General features: G+C 66.0%; 21 protein-coding genes. 15 read left to right on the forward strand and 6 right to left on the reverse strand.

The window, feature by feature from the left end; translation table 11 throughout:
- Positions 1–15 precede the first annotated feature (15 nt).
- The 8 genes from C0V74_RS03495 to C0V74_RS03530 all read left to right on the forward strand — a co-directional run bounded on the left by C0V74_RS03495 (position 16) and on the right by C0V74_RS03530 (position 6,597).
- Positions 16–462: a MucR family transcriptional regulator gene (locus C0V74_RS03495; protein WP_131625351.1), complete on the forward strand. Its 447-nt coding sequence runs from the start codon at positions 16–18 to the stop codon at positions 460–462.
- 81 nt (positions 463–543) lie between these two features.
- Positions 544–966 (forward strand): Fur family transcriptional regulator, encoded by a 423-nt coding sequence (locus C0V74_RS03500; RefSeq protein WP_131625350.1) that lies wholly within the window; start codon positions 544–546, stop codon positions 964–966.
- Positions 966–1,718 carry a lysophospholipid acyltransferase family protein gene (locus tag C0V74_RS03505; protein ID WP_143250663.1) on the forward strand — a complete coding sequence of 251 codons (753 nt, stop codon included), beginning with the start codon at positions 966–968 and terminating at the stop codon, positions 1,716–1,718. Before C0V74_RS03500 ends, C0V74_RS03505 begins: the two co-directional genes overlap by 1 nt.
- A gap of 35 nt (positions 1,719–1,753) precedes the next feature.
- Entirely contained in the window at positions 1,754–3,097 is a 1,344-nt protein-coding gene (miaB, locus tag C0V74_RS03510; protein ID WP_143250665.1) for a tRNA (N6-isopentenyl adenosine(37)-C2)-methylthiotransferase MiaB, read from the forward strand.
- A 97-nt stretch (positions 3,098–3,194) separates the two neighbouring features.
- Positions 3,195–4,223 (forward strand): PhoH family protein, encoded by a 1,029-nt coding sequence (locus tag C0V74_RS03515; RefSeq protein WP_143250667.1) that lies wholly within the window; start codon positions 3,195–3,197, stop codon positions 4,221–4,223.
- Positions 4,223–4,705, forward strand: coding sequence for an rRNA maturation RNase YbeY (gene ybeY / locus C0V74_RS03520; RefSeq protein ID WP_131625694.1), 483 nt, complete (start codon positions 4,223–4,225; stop codon positions 4,703–4,705). The genes C0V74_RS03515 and ybeY overlap by 1 nt, the downstream gene beginning before the upstream one ends.
- 24 nt (positions 4,706–4,729) lie before the next feature.
- Complete coding sequence (locus tag C0V74_RS03525) at positions 4,730–5,650, forward strand: hemolysin family protein (RefSeq protein WP_143250669.1); 921 nt, start codon at positions 4,730–4,732, stop codon at positions 5,648–5,650.
- Between the two features lie 65 nt (positions 5,651–5,715).
- Positions 5,716–6,597, forward strand: a complete 882-nt coding sequence (locus C0V74_RS03530) for a LysR substrate-binding domain-containing protein (RefSeq protein WP_143250671.1) — start codon at positions 5,716–5,718, stop codon at positions 6,595–6,597.
- Here C0V74_RS03530 and C0V74_RS03535 read toward each other — a convergent pair.
- On the reverse strand, positions 6,594–7,499 hold the full coding sequence (locus tag C0V74_RS03535) for an AraC family transcriptional regulator (protein ID WP_143250673.1): 906 nt from the start codon (positions 7,497–7,499) through the stop codon (positions 6,594–6,596). The two genes, C0V74_RS03530 and C0V74_RS03535, sit on opposite strands and share 4 nt — an antisense overlap.
- 18 nt (positions 7,500–7,517) lie before the next feature.
- Positions 7,518–7,982, reverse strand: coding sequence for a peptidylprolyl isomerase (locus tag C0V74_RS03540; RefSeq protein WP_131625693.1), 465 nt, complete (start codon positions 7,980–7,982; stop codon positions 7,518–7,520).
- A gap of 100 nt (positions 7,983–8,082) precedes the next feature.
- Here C0V74_RS03540 and mgtE point away from each other — a divergent pair, with 100 nt between their 5' ends.
- The 3 genes from mgtE (at position 8,083) to C0V74_RS03555 (ending at position 10,287) form a co-directional block, all read left to right on the forward strand.
- On the forward strand, positions 8,083–9,525 hold the full coding sequence (gene mgtE / locus C0V74_RS03545) for a magnesium transporter (protein WP_143250674.1): 1,443 nt from the start codon (positions 8,083–8,085) through the stop codon (positions 9,523–9,525).
- A gap of 6 nt (positions 9,526–9,531) precedes the next feature.
- Positions 9,532–9,924 carry a DUF1489 family protein gene (locus tag C0V74_RS03550; RefSeq protein WP_143250675.1) on the forward strand — a complete coding sequence of 131 codons (393 nt, stop codon included), beginning with the start codon at positions 9,532–9,534 and terminating at the stop codon, positions 9,922–9,924.
- Between the two features lie 105 nt (positions 9,925–10,029).
- A complete protein-coding gene (locus C0V74_RS03555) occupies positions 10,030–10,287 on the forward strand; it encodes a hypothetical protein (protein ID WP_143250676.1) in 258 nt (85 codons plus the stop codon).
- Here C0V74_RS03555 and C0V74_RS03560 read toward each other — a convergent pair.
- The 3 genes from C0V74_RS03560 to C0V74_RS03570 are packed head-to-tail and all read right to left on the reverse strand — an operon-like array spanning position 10,284 to position 13,169.
- Positions 10,284–10,955 (reverse strand): DsbA family oxidoreductase, encoded by a 672-nt coding sequence (locus C0V74_RS03560; protein ID WP_143250677.1) that lies wholly within the window; start codon positions 10,953–10,955, stop codon positions 10,284–10,286. The genes C0V74_RS03555 and C0V74_RS03560 overlap by 4 nt on opposite strands.
- Positions 10,956–10,965: 10 nt before the next feature.
- The gene (gene nudC, locus C0V74_RS03565) at positions 10,966–11,838 is read right to left on the reverse strand and encodes an NAD(+) diphosphatase (RefSeq protein ID WP_246844952.1); all 873 of its coding nucleotides are present in this window, start codon (positions 11,836–11,838) and stop codon (positions 10,966–10,968) included.
- Positions 11,835–13,169: a serine hydrolase domain-containing protein gene (locus C0V74_RS03570; protein ID WP_349236022.1), complete on the reverse strand. Its 1,335-nt coding sequence runs from the start codon at positions 13,167–13,169 to the stop codon at positions 11,835–11,837. Before C0V74_RS03570 ends, nudC begins: the two co-directional genes overlap by 4 nt.
- 97 nt (positions 13,170–13,266) lie before the next feature.
- Between C0V74_RS03570 and C0V74_RS03575 the strand changes: the two genes are divergently transcribed.
- Positions 13,267–13,488, forward strand: coding sequence for a hypothetical protein (locus C0V74_RS03575; protein WP_131625691.1), 222 nt, complete (start codon positions 13,267–13,269; stop codon positions 13,486–13,488).
- Here the strand turns inward: C0V74_RS03575 and mutY are convergent.
- On the reverse strand, positions 13,485–14,513 hold the full coding sequence (gene mutY / locus C0V74_RS03580; protein ID WP_143250679.1) for an A/G-specific adenine glycosylase: 1,029 nt from the start codon (positions 14,511–14,513) through the stop codon (positions 13,485–13,487). The genes C0V74_RS03575 and mutY overlap by 4 nt on opposite strands.
- A gap of 29 nt (positions 14,514–14,542) precedes the next feature.
- Between mutY and C0V74_RS03585 the strand changes: the two genes are divergently transcribed.
- From C0V74_RS03585 to C0V74_RS03595, 3 genes are all read left to right on the forward strand, one after another.
- Positions 14,543–15,076, forward strand: coding sequence for a DciA family protein (locus C0V74_RS03585; RefSeq protein ID WP_143250680.1), 534 nt, complete (start codon positions 14,543–14,545; stop codon positions 15,074–15,076).
- Entirely contained in the window at positions 15,073–15,744 is a 672-nt protein-coding gene (locus C0V74_RS03590) for a thioredoxin domain-containing protein (RefSeq protein ID WP_168194139.1), read from the forward strand. The genes C0V74_RS03585 and C0V74_RS03590 overlap by 4 nt, the downstream gene beginning before the upstream one ends.
- A gap of 80 nt (positions 15,745–15,824) precedes the next feature.
- Positions 15,825–16,568: a thioredoxin domain-containing protein gene (locus C0V74_RS03595; RefSeq protein WP_143250682.1), complete on the forward strand. Its 744-nt coding sequence runs from the start codon at positions 15,825–15,827 to the stop codon at positions 16,566–16,568.
- The last annotated feature ends 3 nt before the right edge of the window (positions 16,569–16,571 follow it).

Raw genomic sequence — 16,571 nt, forward strand, 5'->3', positions numbered from 1 at the left:
TCAAGAGGCTTAGCCATGGATAACACTGAAAACGACACGTCGGAGATGCTGATCACGCTCACTTCCGATATCGTCGCAGCGCACGTCAGCAACAACACCATTTCTGTCGAAGAAGTGCCGGCGCTTATCTCGACAGTCTACACCGCGCTCGCAAACCTGGGCGGCAGTGCTCCGGTTGAGGAGGAGCGTCCCGAACCTGCGGTCACCGTCCGCGCTTCCGTCAAGCGCGATCACCTCGTCTGCCTGGAAGACGGCAAGAAGATGAAGATGCTCAAGCGTCACCTGATGACCGAGCATGGCATGACACCTGACGACTATCGCCAGCGCTGGGGCCTCAATGCCGATTATCCGATGGTCGCGCCCGAATACGCCGAAACCCGCCGCGACCTGGCGAAGAAGATCGGGCTGGGCCGCAAACCTGGTCAAAAGCGCGGTCGCCGGAAGAAGACCGCTGCCGCCTGAGATCGGCTAAGCTGAGCTTGAGAAGCGTGTCCCGGGGCGGTAGGCTCCGGGACGACCTCCTAAACAAGCGGACCCGCACAGTTGCACCAGCCGATCGACCTTGAACAACTGTGCGCCGAGCGCGGCCTGCGGATCACCGAGCAGCGGCGCGTGATCGCGCGCGTGCTGTCGGAAAGCGACGATCATCCGGACGTCGAACTGCTGCACAAGCGCGCTGCCGCCATCGACCCGAAGATTTCGATCGCAACCGTGTACCGCACGGTCCGACTGTTCGAGGAGGCCGGGATTCTGGACCGGCACGATTTCGGCGACGGCCGCGCCCGCTATGAAGCGGCCCCCGAAGCGCACCATGACCATCTGATCGACGTGGAAAGCGGCAAGGTGATCGAATTCGTAGATCCGGAACTGGAAGCTCTCCAGCGTCAGATCGCGGCGAAGCTTGGCTATCGGCTGGTCGATCACCGGATGGAGCTTTACGGGGTCCGGCTCGACCGCGAAGACTGATGGCTCACGCGCTCCCCGTTCGGCGCATTCACCCCCTGGGGTGGGGGCTGATCGGCTTTCGCCTGCTTCTCATGCTGGGGTTGCTGCTGGCGTGCACGCCGCTGCACCTGCTGTGGCGTTTGCTGAACCTGGGCCGCTGGTGGCCGCGGGTATTTCTCTCCGGCATCGGGATGATCGCTGGACTGCACCTGCGGATCGAAGGTCGGCCGGTCAAGGGCGCACTGCTGCTCGCGAACCACGTCAGTTGGCTCGACATACCTGCCCTCGCCCACGCGACCGGCAGCGCGTTCGTCGCCCATGACGGACTGGCGGCATTTCCGTTTCTGAAGTGGTTGTGCGAGATGAACGACACGGTGTTCATCGCGCGCCACGACCGAGCGTCGATCGGCCGCCAGGTCCAGCAGGTCCGCGATGCCATGGCCGGGCGCGGCTGCCTGACCGTGTTTCCGGAAGGCACGACCAGCGACGGCACCGGCTTGCTGCCGTTCAAGTCGGCTCTCCTGTCCGCGCTCGATCCGCTGCCGCCGGGCGCGGTGGTCCAGCCGGTGCTGATCGCCTATGAAGACGCAGTGCAGATCGCCTGGGTTGGCGAAGAGCACGGACTGGACAATTTCAAGCGAATCTTGGCGCGGCTGCGGCCGGTTCGGCTGACGCTCAGGTTCCTCACCCCGCTCGAAGACACCGCGCTTGCCGATCGCAAGGCAATCTCCGCCACCGCGAGAAGCCGACTGGCCGAGGCGCTGGCGCGCTAGCCTCGGCGCGCGTTTTCGGTTAACCGCCCGGACCCATGTCCCCCGTACCGCCTCCCAAGACCTACCGGGTCAAGAGCTTCGGCTGCCAGATGAACGTCTACGACGGCGAGCGCATGGCCGAGCTGCTCGCCGCGCGCGGCATCGCCCCCGCCGCGGACGGAGAGGAAGCCGATCTGGTGGTGCTGAATACGTGCCACATCCGCGAGCGAGCGTCCGAAAAGGTTTATTCCGATATCGGCCGGCTCGTGAAGACCGGCGCCGCGGCGGGCAAGCGCCCGTTGATCGCGGTCGCCGGCTGCGTCGCGCAAGCAGAGGGCGACGAAATCATGGCGCGCGCCCCCGCGGTCAGCATGGTCGTGGGACCGCAAGCCTATCACCGCCTGCCGGAGATGCTCGATCGCGCGGTTGCGGGCGAACGCGCCAGCGACACCGACATGCCACCGATCGCCAAGTTCGATGCCCTGCCCGCGCGCCGCCGCAGCGGGCCGAGCGCGTTTCTGACGGTGCAGGAGGGGTGCGACAAGTTCTGCACATATTGCGTCGTGCCCTACACTCGCGGCGCCGAAATCTCCCGGCCGTTCGCGGACCTGATCGCCGAGGCGCGACTGCTGGTGGACGGCGGCGCCCGGGAGATCACCTTGCTCGGCCAGAACGTCAACGCCTGGCGAGGCGCCGATGCGGAAGGGAACGACTGCGGGCTGGACGGCGTGATCAGGGAGATCGCACAAATCCCGGAACTCCAGCGGATCCGCTACACCACCAGCCACCCAAATGACTTCACCGACGACCTGATTCGTTGCCATGGCGAGGTCGAGAAGCTGATGCCGTTTCTGCACGTTCCGGTGCAGAGCGGATCGGACCGGGTGCTCAAGGCGATGAATCGCAGCCACTCGTGCGACAGCTACCTGCGCTTGCTCGACCGGGTGCGCGCCGTGCGCCCGGACATCGCTTTGTCAGGGGATTTCATCGTCGGTTTTCCAGGCGAAGCCGACGCGGATTTCGAGCAGACGCTGCGTCTGGTCGATGCCGTGGGTTACGCCCAGGCGTTCAGCTTCAAGTACTCCCCCCGCCCCGGCACACCGGCGGCGTCGATGGGCGATCACGTCAGCCAGGAACAGATGGAACAGCGCCTTCAGCGACTGCAGGGCGCGCTGAACCGCGACCAGCTCGCGTTCAATCAGGCGAGTGTCGGTCGGACATGTTCGGTCCTGATCGAACGGCGCGGCAAAAAGCCTGGCCAATGGCTCGGCAAATCTCCCTGGCTGCAATCGGTCTGGTTCGAAGGCGACCACGCCATCGGCGACATCGTCGAAGTCGAATTGCTCGAAGCTGGGCCCAACTCGATCGAAGGCCGCGTCCGGGAACCAGCGTTCGCCTGAGGCTTATCCACCGTACTCGCCGGGCTCGGTGGTTGCCTCGCCGGCGCGAGACACTCATCCTCCCGACTCGCACATGAAAGGAGCGCCTCACAAGCGCATGGCTCGCAAACCTGCCCGCGCCGATGGCGCCACCCCGATCCCTCCCGCCACTGGCGCCAGCCGGCGCGCGCGCAGCGAGATCACTTTCGAGGACCAGCGCCTGCTGGGCCCCCTGTTCGGCCAGTTCGACGCCAATCTGGTGCAGGTGGAAAACCGCCTGGGTGTGTTCATCTCGGCTCGCGGCGAGCGCGTGCAGATCGAGGGTAGCGAGGATGCCGTAGCGCGTGCCCGCGACACCTTGCAGGCGATGTACGACCGGCTCGCGGTAGGTCAGCAGCTCGAGGCCGGCGCGATCGAGGGGCTAATCGCGATGTCGGTCGAACCGACGCTGGAAGGCATCGTACGCGGCGGGGGCGACAATCCCGGCGTGATGATTCGTACCCGGCGCAAGACCATTGTCCCGCGCAGCGCGGGTCAGATCCCCTACATGGGCCAGCTGGCCAGCGCGGATATCATCTTCGCATTGGGTCCGGCGGGAACCGGCAAGACTTATCTCGCGGTCGCCCAGGCGGTCAGCCAGCTGATCACGGGCAGCGTCCAGCGGCTGATCCTGTCGCGTCCTGCGGTGGAAGCGGGCGAGAAGCTCGGCTTCCTGCCCGGCGACATGAAGGAGAAGGTCGATCCCTATCTTCGCCCGCTGTACGACGCGCTTTACGACTGCCTGCCGCCGGAACAGGTCGAACGGCACATCGCGAGCGGAGTGATCGAGGTTGCGCCAATCGCGTTCATGCGCGGGCGTACGCTGGCCGACGCATTCGTGATCCTGGACGAGGCGCAGAACACCACCCGCGAACAGATGAAGATGTTCCTCACCCGCTTCGGCCAGAACAGCCGGATGGTGGTCTGCGGCGACCCTAAGCAGGTCGACATCCCGGGCGGCGACCGGATGAGCGGCCTTGCCGATGCAGTCGACAAGCTGGAAGGCATCGAGGGCATCGCGGTCAGCCGCTTCACCTCGGCCGACGTCGTTCGTCACCCCATCGTTGGGCGTATTGTCGACGCCTATGAAGGCCCGCCGGCGGAATGATGGCGCTCGACATCGAGATCGACGGCTGGCCGGGCACCGTTGACTGGCCCGACCTTGCCGAGCGCGTTCTGGAGGCGACCCTGCAAGTCGCGCCGGAACTCGCCAATCAGCGCCTGACGGCGGATGTCCTGTTTACGGTGGACGAGGAAGTGCAGGCGCTCAACCGCGAATGGCGGATGAAGGACGCGCCGACCAACGTACTGTCGTTTCCGATGATCGCGCGGGACGACCTCCTCGCCATGGAACCCGACGGCGGACCGGAGATGCTGGGCGATATCGCCCTCGCTTATGAAACGTGCTGCCGCGAGGCCAAGGCCAAGGGTGTGCCGCTCGATCATCACGCCGCGCACTTGCTGGTACACGGCTTGCTCCACCTTGCCGGCCACGACCATCAAGCCGATGGCGAGGCGGAGACAATGGAAGCGCTTGAGACTAAGGCGCTTGCTTTGATGAAAATCGCCGACCCATACGGGAACGGCTGACCCAGGGGGACATTCACCAAGGCTATGGCCGACACCGACCAACAATCCGGAGACCCGGACAGTAACCGCAGCCTGTGGCATACCATCCGGCGCTTCTTCGACGCCGACGATGGCACCCGTTCTCTGCGCGCGCAGTTGGAAGACGCGATCGACGAGCACTCGGCCGCCCGTGGCGACGAAGACGACGCTGCGCCAACTGACGGTGATCTCAATCAGGTCGAGCGGCAGATGGTCAAGAACCTGCTGCACTTTTCCGAACACGACGCCGATGACGTCGCCATTCCGCGCGGCCAGATCGTCGCCCTCAACGCGTCGGCCACGTGGGAAGAGGTCGTAGCGGCGTTCGCCGAGCATGGTCACTCAAGGCTGCTGGTCTACCGGGACACGCTCGATGAGGTGATCGGGATGATGCACATCAAGGATGTGTTCCCCATCATTGCCACGGGTGCGCTGCCGCCCGCGGACTGGACTACGCTGATGCGGCAGCCGCTGTTCGTGCCGCAGGCGCGTAATGCGCTCGATGTTCTCGCCGACATGCGCCAGCAGCGGGTTCACTTGGCGGTCGTGCTTGACGAATACTCCGGCACCGACGGGTTGATCACGATCGAAGACCTGGTGGAGGAGATCGTCGGCGACATCGAGGATGAGCATGACGACGAGGCCGAGGAGTGGATCATCCCGCTCCCGGACGGCATGTGGGATTGCGATGCCCGCGCCGAGCTTGATGATGTGGCCGAGCAGATCGATCCCCGTTTGGCGGAAGTGGAGGAGGCCGTCGACACGCTTGGCGGGCTTGCCTTCGTGCTGGCGGAATCGGTCCCGCGGGTGGGTACGATCGTCACGCATCCGAGCGGCTGGCGGATGGAGGTGACCGACGCGGACGAAACCCACGTCAAGCGCCTGCGGCTTCACCCGCCGGAAGTTGTCAGCGAAGCGGAAGAATAACACGTCTTCGCAAGTGCGAGAAAAAGCGGCTCGACAAGCAGGCCGCGTGCTCGCAAGTTCTGCCCATGAGCCGCCGTTTACCTCCGTTGCGCGCCCTAGAAGCGTTTTTGCGGGTTGTCCGCCTGGGTTCGGCGCGGGCGGCAGCGGCTGAACTTGGTCTCAGCCCCTCGGCCCTGTCGCGCCGGATCGGCACGCTGGAAGAATTCGTCGGGCGCAAGCTGTTCACTCGCGCACATCAGGCAATGCAGCTGACCGATGAAGGGCGCGCGTTCTATGACGCCGTGGCCCCGCATATCGAGGCGCTGGCCGCCGCGGTCGAATCGCAATCGGACAACCTGGGGGTCATGCGCCTGCACCTGGGCGTATTGCCGCTGTTCGGGGGCCAGCGCCTGTTTCCCCGGCTGGGGGAATTGCGCAAGCTGCATCCGCGTCTGCATATCGACATCGATACAGGGCCGCACTTGCTCGACCGGGTGGGCGACACGCTCGATGCCGCGATCCTGCTGCTCCAGCACCCCGACCCCTCGCTTCACGCCGTGCGGCTCGATCACAACAGCGTCTACGCCATCGCCTCGCGCGAGCTTGCGGCGGAAATCGGCTCCACGCCAGACACCGTGAAGCTGTCCAGACAGACGTTCCTGGTGCACAACGAACTGCCCGACAGCTTCGGCACCTGGCGCGATGCGATGGGATTGAAGACGTTCGAACCGGCGGCAGTGGACCATTACGATTCAGGGCAGTTGCTGCTGGAGGCGGCGGCACAGGGACTCGGCATCGCGATCATGCACGACGACCATTTCAAGCGCGCGGGCGACAAGCGCCTCGCCCGGCTGTTCGATGTCGACGTGCCCAGCCCCTATTCCTATTGGTTCGTCTGCCGCCCACGCGACCTGGAACAACGTCCCGTGCGGCTGTTCCACGATTGGCTGGTCGACGCCGGGCTCTAGCCGTCCTCGTCGGCGGCAAGAGCTTGTGCCGGAGCGCCGAGCACCATCTGGCGCAGAATCAGTGACTGTCGCAGCAGCGGCGTGTCGAGCTTGAGGAAAGCCTGCGGGCTCATCCCCAGGAAGTGCCGCGCATCCCGCACGAAATGAGAATAATCCGTGTAAGCCAGATCGATCGACCGCGCCCGGTCTGTTGCCGGCAATTGCGCCATCGCGTGAAGCGAACGCAGGAAGCGCGCCCGGCGCAGCAACATCTTGGGCGCGAAGCCGAAAGCCTTTTGGCTCAACCGTTCAAGCGTACGGGGCGAGATGCGGATTCGCTCGGCCAGCGCCGCTACGGTCGCCAGCTCCGGGTCGATCAGGGCTGCTTCAATCCTGCCGACCACCGCGTCACGTTCGTCGGGCGGACCAAGGTGTGCGCGCAGGAAGGCATCGAACAGCTCTGGGACTTCAGAGTCGTCCAGCGCCCGTTCCAGACTCGCTGCGAGCACGGTCGTATCGAATGCGAACACATCTTCCGCCCGTCCTACCCGGTCGGCCCACGCGGCAGCATTGACCCTCGCCAGCCGTGACCACCCGCGCGGCCGCAAACCGATCCCTACGACGAGACCGGGCCCCGATTCCGACCAGGTGATCCTGCTGCTGGGGCCGAACACCGATCGGGCCGGCACCTTGCGCCACCCCTCGCCCGGCTGACGCACGCACCAGTCGTTCGCACCGAGCGCGAACCGCAAGCTCGGCCAGGCCGGCTGGAATACGTCACGCTGGCGCTCCCCATCGGGCGGCGCCAGCGCGTAAAGGTGGTACCCGCTGACCAGCGGAGCCAATTCGGCAGCAGGCCGCCAGTATCGCATCCGGGGAGTACGCGGCAGCGCCGGCGCGGCCTGTTGCCCGGTTTCCTCCATGCGACCCGGCGGAGGGATTTAACCCACTGTGGCCTTGACGATCTTGCCCGGATTGCGCGGCGGCTCGCCCTTGGGCAGCGCGTCGACGTGCTCCATCCCGCTCTCGACCTGGCCCCACACCGTGTACTGACGATCAAGGAACCGCGCGTCGTCGAAGCAGATGAAGAACTGGCTGTTGGCGCTGTTGGGATCGTTGGTGCGCGCCATGGAGCAGGTGCCGCGAACGTGCGGCTCGGCGCTGAATTCCTGTTTCAGGTCGGGCTTGCTGCTGCCGCTCATCCCCGTGCCCGTCGGGTCGCCGCCCTGCGCCATGAACCCGGGGATCACGCGGTGGAAGAGCACGCCGTCATAAAACCCTTCGCGCGCAAGTTCGGTAATTCGTTCGACATGGCCAGGCGCGAGGTCATTCCGCAGGCGAATGACAACGTCGCCGCCTTCACCGTTGCCGGTATCGAGTGTGAACGTCAGTGTTTCGGCGGTCATCATTGTGTCTCCTGAATAATATGCGGCCGATATAGTCAGCCCAAAAGCGTTGTCACCCGTCGCTTGCGTTTCGGCGGCCCGCGCCTAGACGCCTAGCGGGATGGCGGACGAGCAGATCATGGACGCGGAATTGCGCGCCGGCGATGAAGCCGGCCGCCCTGACGACCGGATCGACGACGAGCGCCACGACGAGGAGAACCGGCTCAAACCGGGCTACCTGCGCAGCGTCCGGGAAGCACTGGAGGCCGGCGACAAAGGCCGCGTGTACGACCTGGTCGAACCACTGCACCCGGCCGATGTCGCCGACTTGTTCGAGTTGCTTGAGGCCGACGAGCGCCCGCTGCTTGCCGCCGCGATCACCGACCTGATGAGCGGCGAGGTCATCGCGGAACTCAACGATCACGTCCGCGACGACATGATCGAGGCACTCGCGCCGGGCGCCGTCGCGGAGATCGCCGAGCAGCTCGACACCGACGACGCGGTCCAATTGCTCGAGGACCTGGAGCCTGCGGACCAGGCGGCGATCCTGGCCGAGATGGAGCCGGAAGACCGGGCGGCGATCGAAAGCGCGCTCGCCTATCCTGAGGAAACCGCCGGTCGCCTGATGAGCCGCGCGTTCGTCGCGGTGCCGGAACACCTGACGGTCGGCGACCTGATCGACTTCCTGCGGGAGACCCAGGGAGACGACCTGCCAACCGACTTCTGGGAAGTGTTCGTGGTCGATCCGGCGCACAAGCCGGTCGGCACCTGCCAGCTGTCGTGGATCCTGCGCACGCCGCGCCACATCGCGCTGAGCGACGTGATGAAGCGCGACCAGACGCTGATCCCGGTGACTGCCGATCAGGAAGAAGTCGGCAACATGTTCCAGAAATACGCGCTGATTTCGGCCGCGGTAGTGGACGAAAGCGGGCGGCTGGTCGGCCAGATGACCGCTGACGACGTGGTCCACATCATCTCGGAAGAAGCGGGCGAGGACGTGTTGTTGCTGTCGGGCGCGGGCGATGGCGACATCAACGAACCCATCCGCGACGCCTATGTGGCGCGGGTGCGCTGGCTGGTCGCCAACCTTGGCACCGCGGTGGTGGCCAGCACGATCATCGCCTTGTTCGGCGCGGCGATCGAAAAGCTGGTGGCGCTGGCGGTGCTGATGCCGATCGTCGCCAGCATCGGCGGCAATGCCGGCACCCAGACGATGGCGGTCACCGTCCGCGCGATCGCGATGAACCAGCTCACCCGCGCCAACACCCGGCGGATGCTGTGGCGTGAGATGCGCGTGGCGCTCGCCAACGGAGCGACGGTTGCGGTCCTGATCGGGATCGCCACGGCGCTGTTGTTCAATCCGCAGCTTGGCCTGGTGATCGCTGCCGCGATGTTGATCAATATCGTCGTGGCGGGCTTTGCCGGCGTGGCGGTTCCGGTGATCTTCGAGCGGCTCGACCAGGATCCCGCGGTCGCCTCCAGCGTGTTTGTGACCATGATCACCGATTCGATGGGCTTTTTCGTGTTCCTTGGCCTCGCGGTGGCGAGCGGCGTCGTCGGCTGATCCGCCATGCCGCTGCACATGACCAAGATCGCCTATCGGACCAAAAGCCTGGACGCCCTGCGGGAATGGGTCGAGGCGGGCGACGAGGCGCACATGCACACGCGCTACCTGCCCAAAAGACACGAGGAGATGATCGGCGGCTCGCTGTTCTGGATCCTGGATCACGCGATCGTGGCGCGTTCGGAAATCCTGGGATTTGTCCAGCGGCCCGACAACCACTGGACGATCCGCCTGGCCCCCCTGCTGGTGCCGGTCGAACCCAAGCACAAGCGGGCGCACCAGGGGTGGCGCTATCTCGAGGACAAGAATGCTCCGCGCGACCTGGCCAAAGGGGAGGAGCCCGGCGTCGCGATTCCCGGGCGCTTGCACGGTCGCCTCACGAAGCTGGGGCTGATTTGATCAACGGGCTCACCGCACCTCCGGTGGTATCTGGCCCATGCCTTGGAATGCGAACGGAACTCTGTCGAGGCGCGGCCCGTTGGTCTGATGATAAGGAGACCAGACATGACCGAACGCGACCCCCATTCTGACAATGACCTGATCGACTCCATGGCGAAAGACGCTGGCGGTTCGACAGCGCAGAATGACCGCGCTGGCGGCAATCTGGCGCGCGACGTCGGCACCCGCGCCGAAGAGCGCACGGCCGAAGGGACCCTCTCCGGAGAGGAGGTTGACCGCGTGAAGGGCTCGGACAACCCTGAACAGGATGCACTGAAGGGCGACAAGACGATCGGCGCCATGCCGACTACGCCGGATCGCTAGCGGCGAGCGATCACCTTGCGGATGACATCGACGTAAATTTCGGGTTCCTGTGCGCCGGGAACCAGGAACTTGCCGTCGAAGATCATCGCCGGGACGCCGCCGATGTTCATGTCCCACGCCTGCTGCTGCTCGGCGCGCACCGCGTCGGCCAGATCCGCGTCATCGAGCGCCGCAGCGGCAGCGGCCCGGTCGAGACCAGACGCCTCGGCGATATCAAGCAGCACCTCACGGTCACCGATCCGCCGCCGCTGCTGGAAGTGCGCCGCGAACAGCGCCAATGCCAGGCGCATCTGCGCTGCAGCACCAGCATTTGCGACCGTCCAGGACAGCAGTTTGTGCGCGTCGAAGGTGTTCCACATCATCGTCACGGGGGGATCGCCCTCACCCGTGTAGTCGAACGGAAACCCTGCCGCGCGGGCACGCTCGGCCATGATGCCTGCGCCGGCGGCGGCCTCTGAAGGGGTGCGGCCATACTTGCGCGCGATATGCGCCCGGCTCTCCTCGCCCTCGGGCGGCATGTCTGGGTTAAGCTCGAACGGAAGCCAGCGGATCTCGGCTTCAACCTCTCCGCCCAGATCGTCGAGCGCGCGGCGGAGGTGCTGGTAACCGATCACGCACCACGGGCACATGACGTCCGACCAGATGTCGATCGTGATCCGCTCAGTCACGGCGCCTTCCTCATCGATCGAGCCACCAGGTGACCAGGTGATGCGCGATGGCCCATGAGCGGGGAAAGATCAGCGTCTCGTTGCCCTCCGGCCCCGCCTCCCGCGCGGCTTCCAGTTCGGTGCGGGTGAACCAGCGCGCCTCCTCTAGCTCGGTCGTGTCCACGGTGATCGCATCGTCGTCTGCGTGCGCGTGACAGCCGATCATCAGCTGACTGGGGAATGGCCACGGCTGGCTGGCGATATAGGTCACATCACGCACGCGCACGCCGGCTTCCTCAAATACCTCGCGGGCCACCGCCTCCTCGATGGTCTCGCCCGGCTCCACGAACCCCGCGAGCGCGGAATGAACCCTGGGCGGAAAGCGCGGCTGGCGGCCCAGCAGCAGGCGCCCCTGGTGTTCGACCAGCATGATCGTGACAGGATCGGTGCGCGGAAAATGCGCCGCGCCGCACGCGCTGCAATCGCGTTGCCAGCCACCCTTCGCCAGCGCGGTGCCGCTGCCGCAGCGGGCGCAGAAGCGATGCCGCGCATGCCAGTCGACCAGACTGCGCGCGCCGCCGTAGATCGCGAGATCGCTGGTCGAGAGCACCTGCATCGCCTGCCACACTTGCGGTTGGGCGTAGGCGGGGCCGTCGGCTCCCTCTGTTGGCACCGCAGCAAAGCAGGCTTTGCAATCCAGCAGGCCAAGGAACACTAGTTCGGCATTCTCCGGCGCATCGGCCAGCGTGCCCCAACCGATCTCGCCCGTGGCGGCATCGTATGACGGCAGCAACCCATCCAGCTTCAGCAGCCGCGCCCGCCAGTTCATCAGCCCTGCCAGCGCCTCGCGATCCGTTCGCAGATGATCGGCTCGATCAAGCGGCGAGCCGCTGAACGCGATCACGCGGCGGCCTTCCGGCCCGCCATTGCCGCAAGGTCAGCCAGCACCGCCCGGTTGAACTCCCCGGTCAGGGGGTACGGCGTCAATGACATGTATTGCGTCATCATGGTGGCGCGGAAACCGCGCTTCATATCGACGAAGGCCACGGTCCCGGCTGCCCCGCCCCACCCATAGGTGCCAGCCTGCTCACCCAGCCCGACCCGTCCGCCGGCGCCAAACCCCTGTCCTTCGGCGAACGTGCCCGTGGTATCGACACCTTCCGGCAGCAGGTTGGACGTGCCTACCCGCACGGCCAGCTCGCTCATCACTCGCTTGCCGTCGATCTTGCCATAGCCAAGCAGCATCCGCAGGAAGCGGTCGTAATCGCGCGCGCTCGACACCAGGCCCGCGCCGCCCATCGGAAAGGCCGGCGCATCGGCGTAGATCGACTGCGTCGGCGGGTCGATCGGCAGCAGGCGGCCATCCAGCACGCCGTAGTTGGTGGTCAGTCGGCCCAGTTCACTCCCGGGAACTTGGAACCAGGTGCTCGTCATGCCAGCGGGATCGAAGATCCGCTCCTTGAGAAAGGCGTCGAACGGTTGGCCCGAAGCGACCTCAATCACCCGGCCGAGCAGGTCCAGTCCCACCGAATACGACCAGCGCGTCCCCGGCTGCGCGATCAGTGGCATCGTCGCCAGGCGATCGGCAAAGGTCGTGAGGCTGCGCACCGCCTCGCCCCGCCCGAAGGCAGCGGCGATGGGCAGCTTGGTCACCTGCCCGGGGACCAGGCCGGCATCTTCATACGCGGTCTTGATCGGTCCTTTCTGGACGATCGCATAACCAAGGCCCGCCGTATGGGTCAGCAGGTGGCGGATGGTGATCGGCCGCTGCGCCGGCTCCAGATCGGTGATCGACCCATCATAGGTCTTCTGCACCCGCATATTCGCGAACGCAGGCAGGATTTCCGCCAGCGGCTGGTCAAGGCCCAACTTGCCCTCGTCGATCAGCATCATCGCTGCCATCCCGGTGACCGGCTTGGTCATCGAATAGATGCGATACAGGCTGTCGAAGCCGGCCGGCGCCGCCTGGCCCAGGGCCAGCGTGCCGACGGACACGACATCGGGATCCCGCTGGCCCCAGCCAAGCGCGGCGACGATGTTGGCGACCTTGCGCGCGGCGACGTACTCGTTGGCAAGCTTTGCGACGTTCGCCCACTGCGTCGACGCCTGCGCAAACGCCGCGCGGCCGAACGGCAGCCCACTCAACGCCGCCCCGGCGCCCAGCAGCGCCCCTGAACGCAGCAACGAACGGCGCGACAACTGCGCGGTGTCGAATTCCCTGAAAGCCATCTGCATCCTCGAACTGATCGGTTTCATTTCAAGATGTGCGGCAAGCCACCAGCCCGGTCAATCGGCCTTGCGTTGCGCGAGTGTCCTATCCATACAGCACACCATGCTGAACATTCTCTCGATCATCATCGGCATTGTGGCCCTGCTGCTCGCCATCCCCTCGGCCATTCCGTTTCTGGGCTGGGGTAACTGGATCGTCTTGCCGATCGCCATCGTTGGGGCAGGTCTGGGGGCGCTCTCGCGCTCCAACCAGGGGCGCAACTTCTGCCTGGTCGTGATCGTCATCGCCGCGATCCGGTTGTCGCTCGGCGGCGGTATCCTCTAGCCGAGCACGCGCGCGGCAGCCTTGGCGAACAGGGTCGGCAGACCGGCCTCGCCCAGGCGATCGATCGGCCACCATTCGCCATTGACCGCAGGTGCCTGCGTGGCGGAGGCGCGCCGGATAGTCAGCTCGAGGTCGAAGTGCGTGAAGCCGTGGCGCACCGTGCCGACGCAGGTCCACTCCGCGGCAATTGGCGCATCGCCTGACCCGTCAATGGCTGCCGACCAGCCGTCACCCGGCAGGGCTCGCATCCCGCCCAGCATGCCCCGCCCCTCGCGCCGGATGAGCCAGACATGCCCGTCGCGCTCGATCCAGAAAGCGCTGCCGGTGCGCATGGGCTTGGTCTTCTTCGCGGCCTTGACCGGATAGCGTTCCGGCTCGCCTTCGGCGCGGGCGTCGCACCACCCCGCGACCGGGCAGACCAGGCACCTGGGTTGGCGCGGTGTGCAGATGGTCGCGCCCAGATCCATCATGGCTTGCGCAAAGTCGCCCGCGCGCTGGTCGGGAGTGATCTCGTCCGTGCGGACGCGGATGGCCTTGCGGGCCTGTGGCAAGGGATCGGCAATCGCGAACAACCGCGAAACGACCCGCTCGACGTTGGCGTCAACCACCACCGCGCGTTGCTCGAACGCGATCGCGGCTACGGCAGCGGCGATGTAAGCGCCCACCCCCGGCAGCGCACGTAGCCCTGCCTCGTTGTCGGGAAAGCCGCCTCGTTCCACGACTGCGCGGGCGGCGGCGATAAGGTTGCGCGCGCGCGAGTAGTAACCCAGCCCCGCCCACGCCGCCATGACGTCAGGCTCGTCGGCCGCCCCCAAATCCGCCACGGTCGGCCACCGTTCCAGGAACCGCCGATAATACGGCGCCACCGCCGCGGTGGTGGTCTGCTGCAGCATCACTTCCGACAACCACACCCGATACGCATCGGGCGGCGGCGCGCCAGGCGGGCTGCGCCATGGGAGCGTGCGCGCGTGACGGTCATACCAGGCGAGCAACGCACTCGCGACGCTGTCCTCGCTGGCAGTCACCGGCTCGCTATGGCATGGCGCGCCCAAGTATGGAACGGGACACACCTTCGAAATTGGGCAAGGCGAAGCCGCGCAGCTACGAGCGGCCGCGCGGCGGGCCGGCGCGCTCGATGGCGGAACTGACGCCGCAGGTCGGGCGCACTGCGTTCCGCCGGTTCGGATTCGTGCAGTCGAGCGTCGTCACCCGGTGGCCCGAGATCGTCGGGGAACACCACGCTAAGGTTTGCTCGCCCGAGGCGATCCGCTTCGCTCCGGGGGAAAAAGCCGACGGCATCCTGCAACTGGTCGTCCTGCCGGCCCACGCGCCGCTGATCCAGCATGTGATCCCCGAGATCATCGAGCGGGTGAACCGCTTTTTCGGTTACAAGGCGGTGGCCCGGGTCAAGCTGCGGCAAGGGTCGGTTAATCCGCCGCGTGGTGAAACGCCGGTCGGGGGACCCCCATCATTGAAACCCATCCCGATCGAGCTCGGCGACAGCCTGCGCGACATCGGCGATCCAGAGCTGCGCGCGGTGCTGGAATCGCTTGCCCGCTCGCTCGGGGGACAGGAGGACACCAAGTGAGGTTCGCATCGCTGGCGCTGGCAATCGGTGCCGCCTTTACCGCGACCGCGGCGGTTGCCGCGACCAACTGGCTGACGGTGGTCGACACTGCCGGCGGCGGCCACCGGATCGGTAACCCCGCCGCCAAGGTGAAGCTGACCGAATTCATCAGTTACACGTGCACTCACTGCGGCGAGTTCGCCCGGGAAGGCACCAACGCGGTCGATGTGTACGTCGCCAGCGGCAAAGTGCAGCTGGATGTACGCCACATCGTGCGCGACCCGGTCGATCTGACCGCCGCGATGCTCGCCAATTGCGGGCCAGCGGCGAAGTTTCCCCGCAACCACGCCACGCTGATGCTCAGCCAGCCGAAATGGCTGCCGATCATGTCTCGCGCCACGGCCGGGCAGAAAGCGCGCTGGTCGACAGGCGCCGGTCCCGCCCGCCGCCGCGCGATCGCCAGCGATCTTGGCTTTTACGACCTGATGGTGCCGCGCGGATACGACCGCCCGACGCTCGACCGCTGTCTGTCGGATGAAGCGCTCGCGACGCGGTTGGCCGAGCAGACCGCCGCGGATGCAAAAAAATGGGGCGTGCGCGGCACCCCCAGCTTCGCGATCGACGGCACCCTGCTTGCCGGCACGGGCACCTGGCCGATGCTCCAGCCCCAGATCGACGCCCGTTTGTAGGAGTTGTGGACAGCGCGCCGTTGTGCTTTCGGGCCCCGAACGCTTCCGCTAGGCTTCATCACCACTTCAAGAGAGATCGCATGACCCGCCTTCGCACCGCTTCCCTCGCTTTCGTCGCCACTCTCGCGCTTGCCGCCTGCAATGCGGAAGAAGCCCCCACGGCTGAGGTGGCTGAGGGTCAGCCGGTCGCGGCCGTGGCAGCGCCCGCGGGTCAGGCGTGGTCGGACGTGGCCTCGTTCACCCCGGAAGGCGGCGTGATCCAGGGCAATCCCAACGCCCCGATCAAGCTCGTCGAATACGCCAGCCATACGTGCGGACATTGTGCCGAGTTCGCCGAAACTTCTGCCGAGCCGCTGCGCACCAAGTACATCGATGCAGGCAAGGTCAGCTTCGAACTGCGCAACCAGATCCACGATCCGATCGATCTGACCGTCGCGGTGCTCGCGCGCTGCACGGGGCCACAGGGTTTCCACGCGCTGGCTGAACAAAGCTGGGCCAACCTGCCCGCGATCTTCGAAGCGGCCAATGCGAACAAGGCGGCGCTTGACGCGGCGATGCAGGCGCAAGGCGCCGCGCGCTTCGACGCCATCGCCCAGGGCACCGGACTGTACGATTTCTTCGCTCAGCGCGGTGTTTCGCGGGATCAGGCCCGCACCTGTCTCGCAAACGCGAAGACTGCCGAGCAGATCGCAGCGAATTCCGAAACGCAGTCGGAAGAACTCGGCGTCACCGGCACGCCCACCTTCTTCATCAACGGCACCAAAGTTGGCACGCAGACCTGGGCCACTTTGGAGCCGATGCTGCAACGCGCCGGCGCGAGGTAGCAC

This window comes from Altererythrobacter sp. TH136, from assembly GCF_007065885.1.
In the GTDB taxonomy this organism is placed as follows: domain Bacteria; phylum Pseudomonadota; class Alphaproteobacteria; order Sphingomonadales; family Sphingomonadaceae; genus Tsuneonella.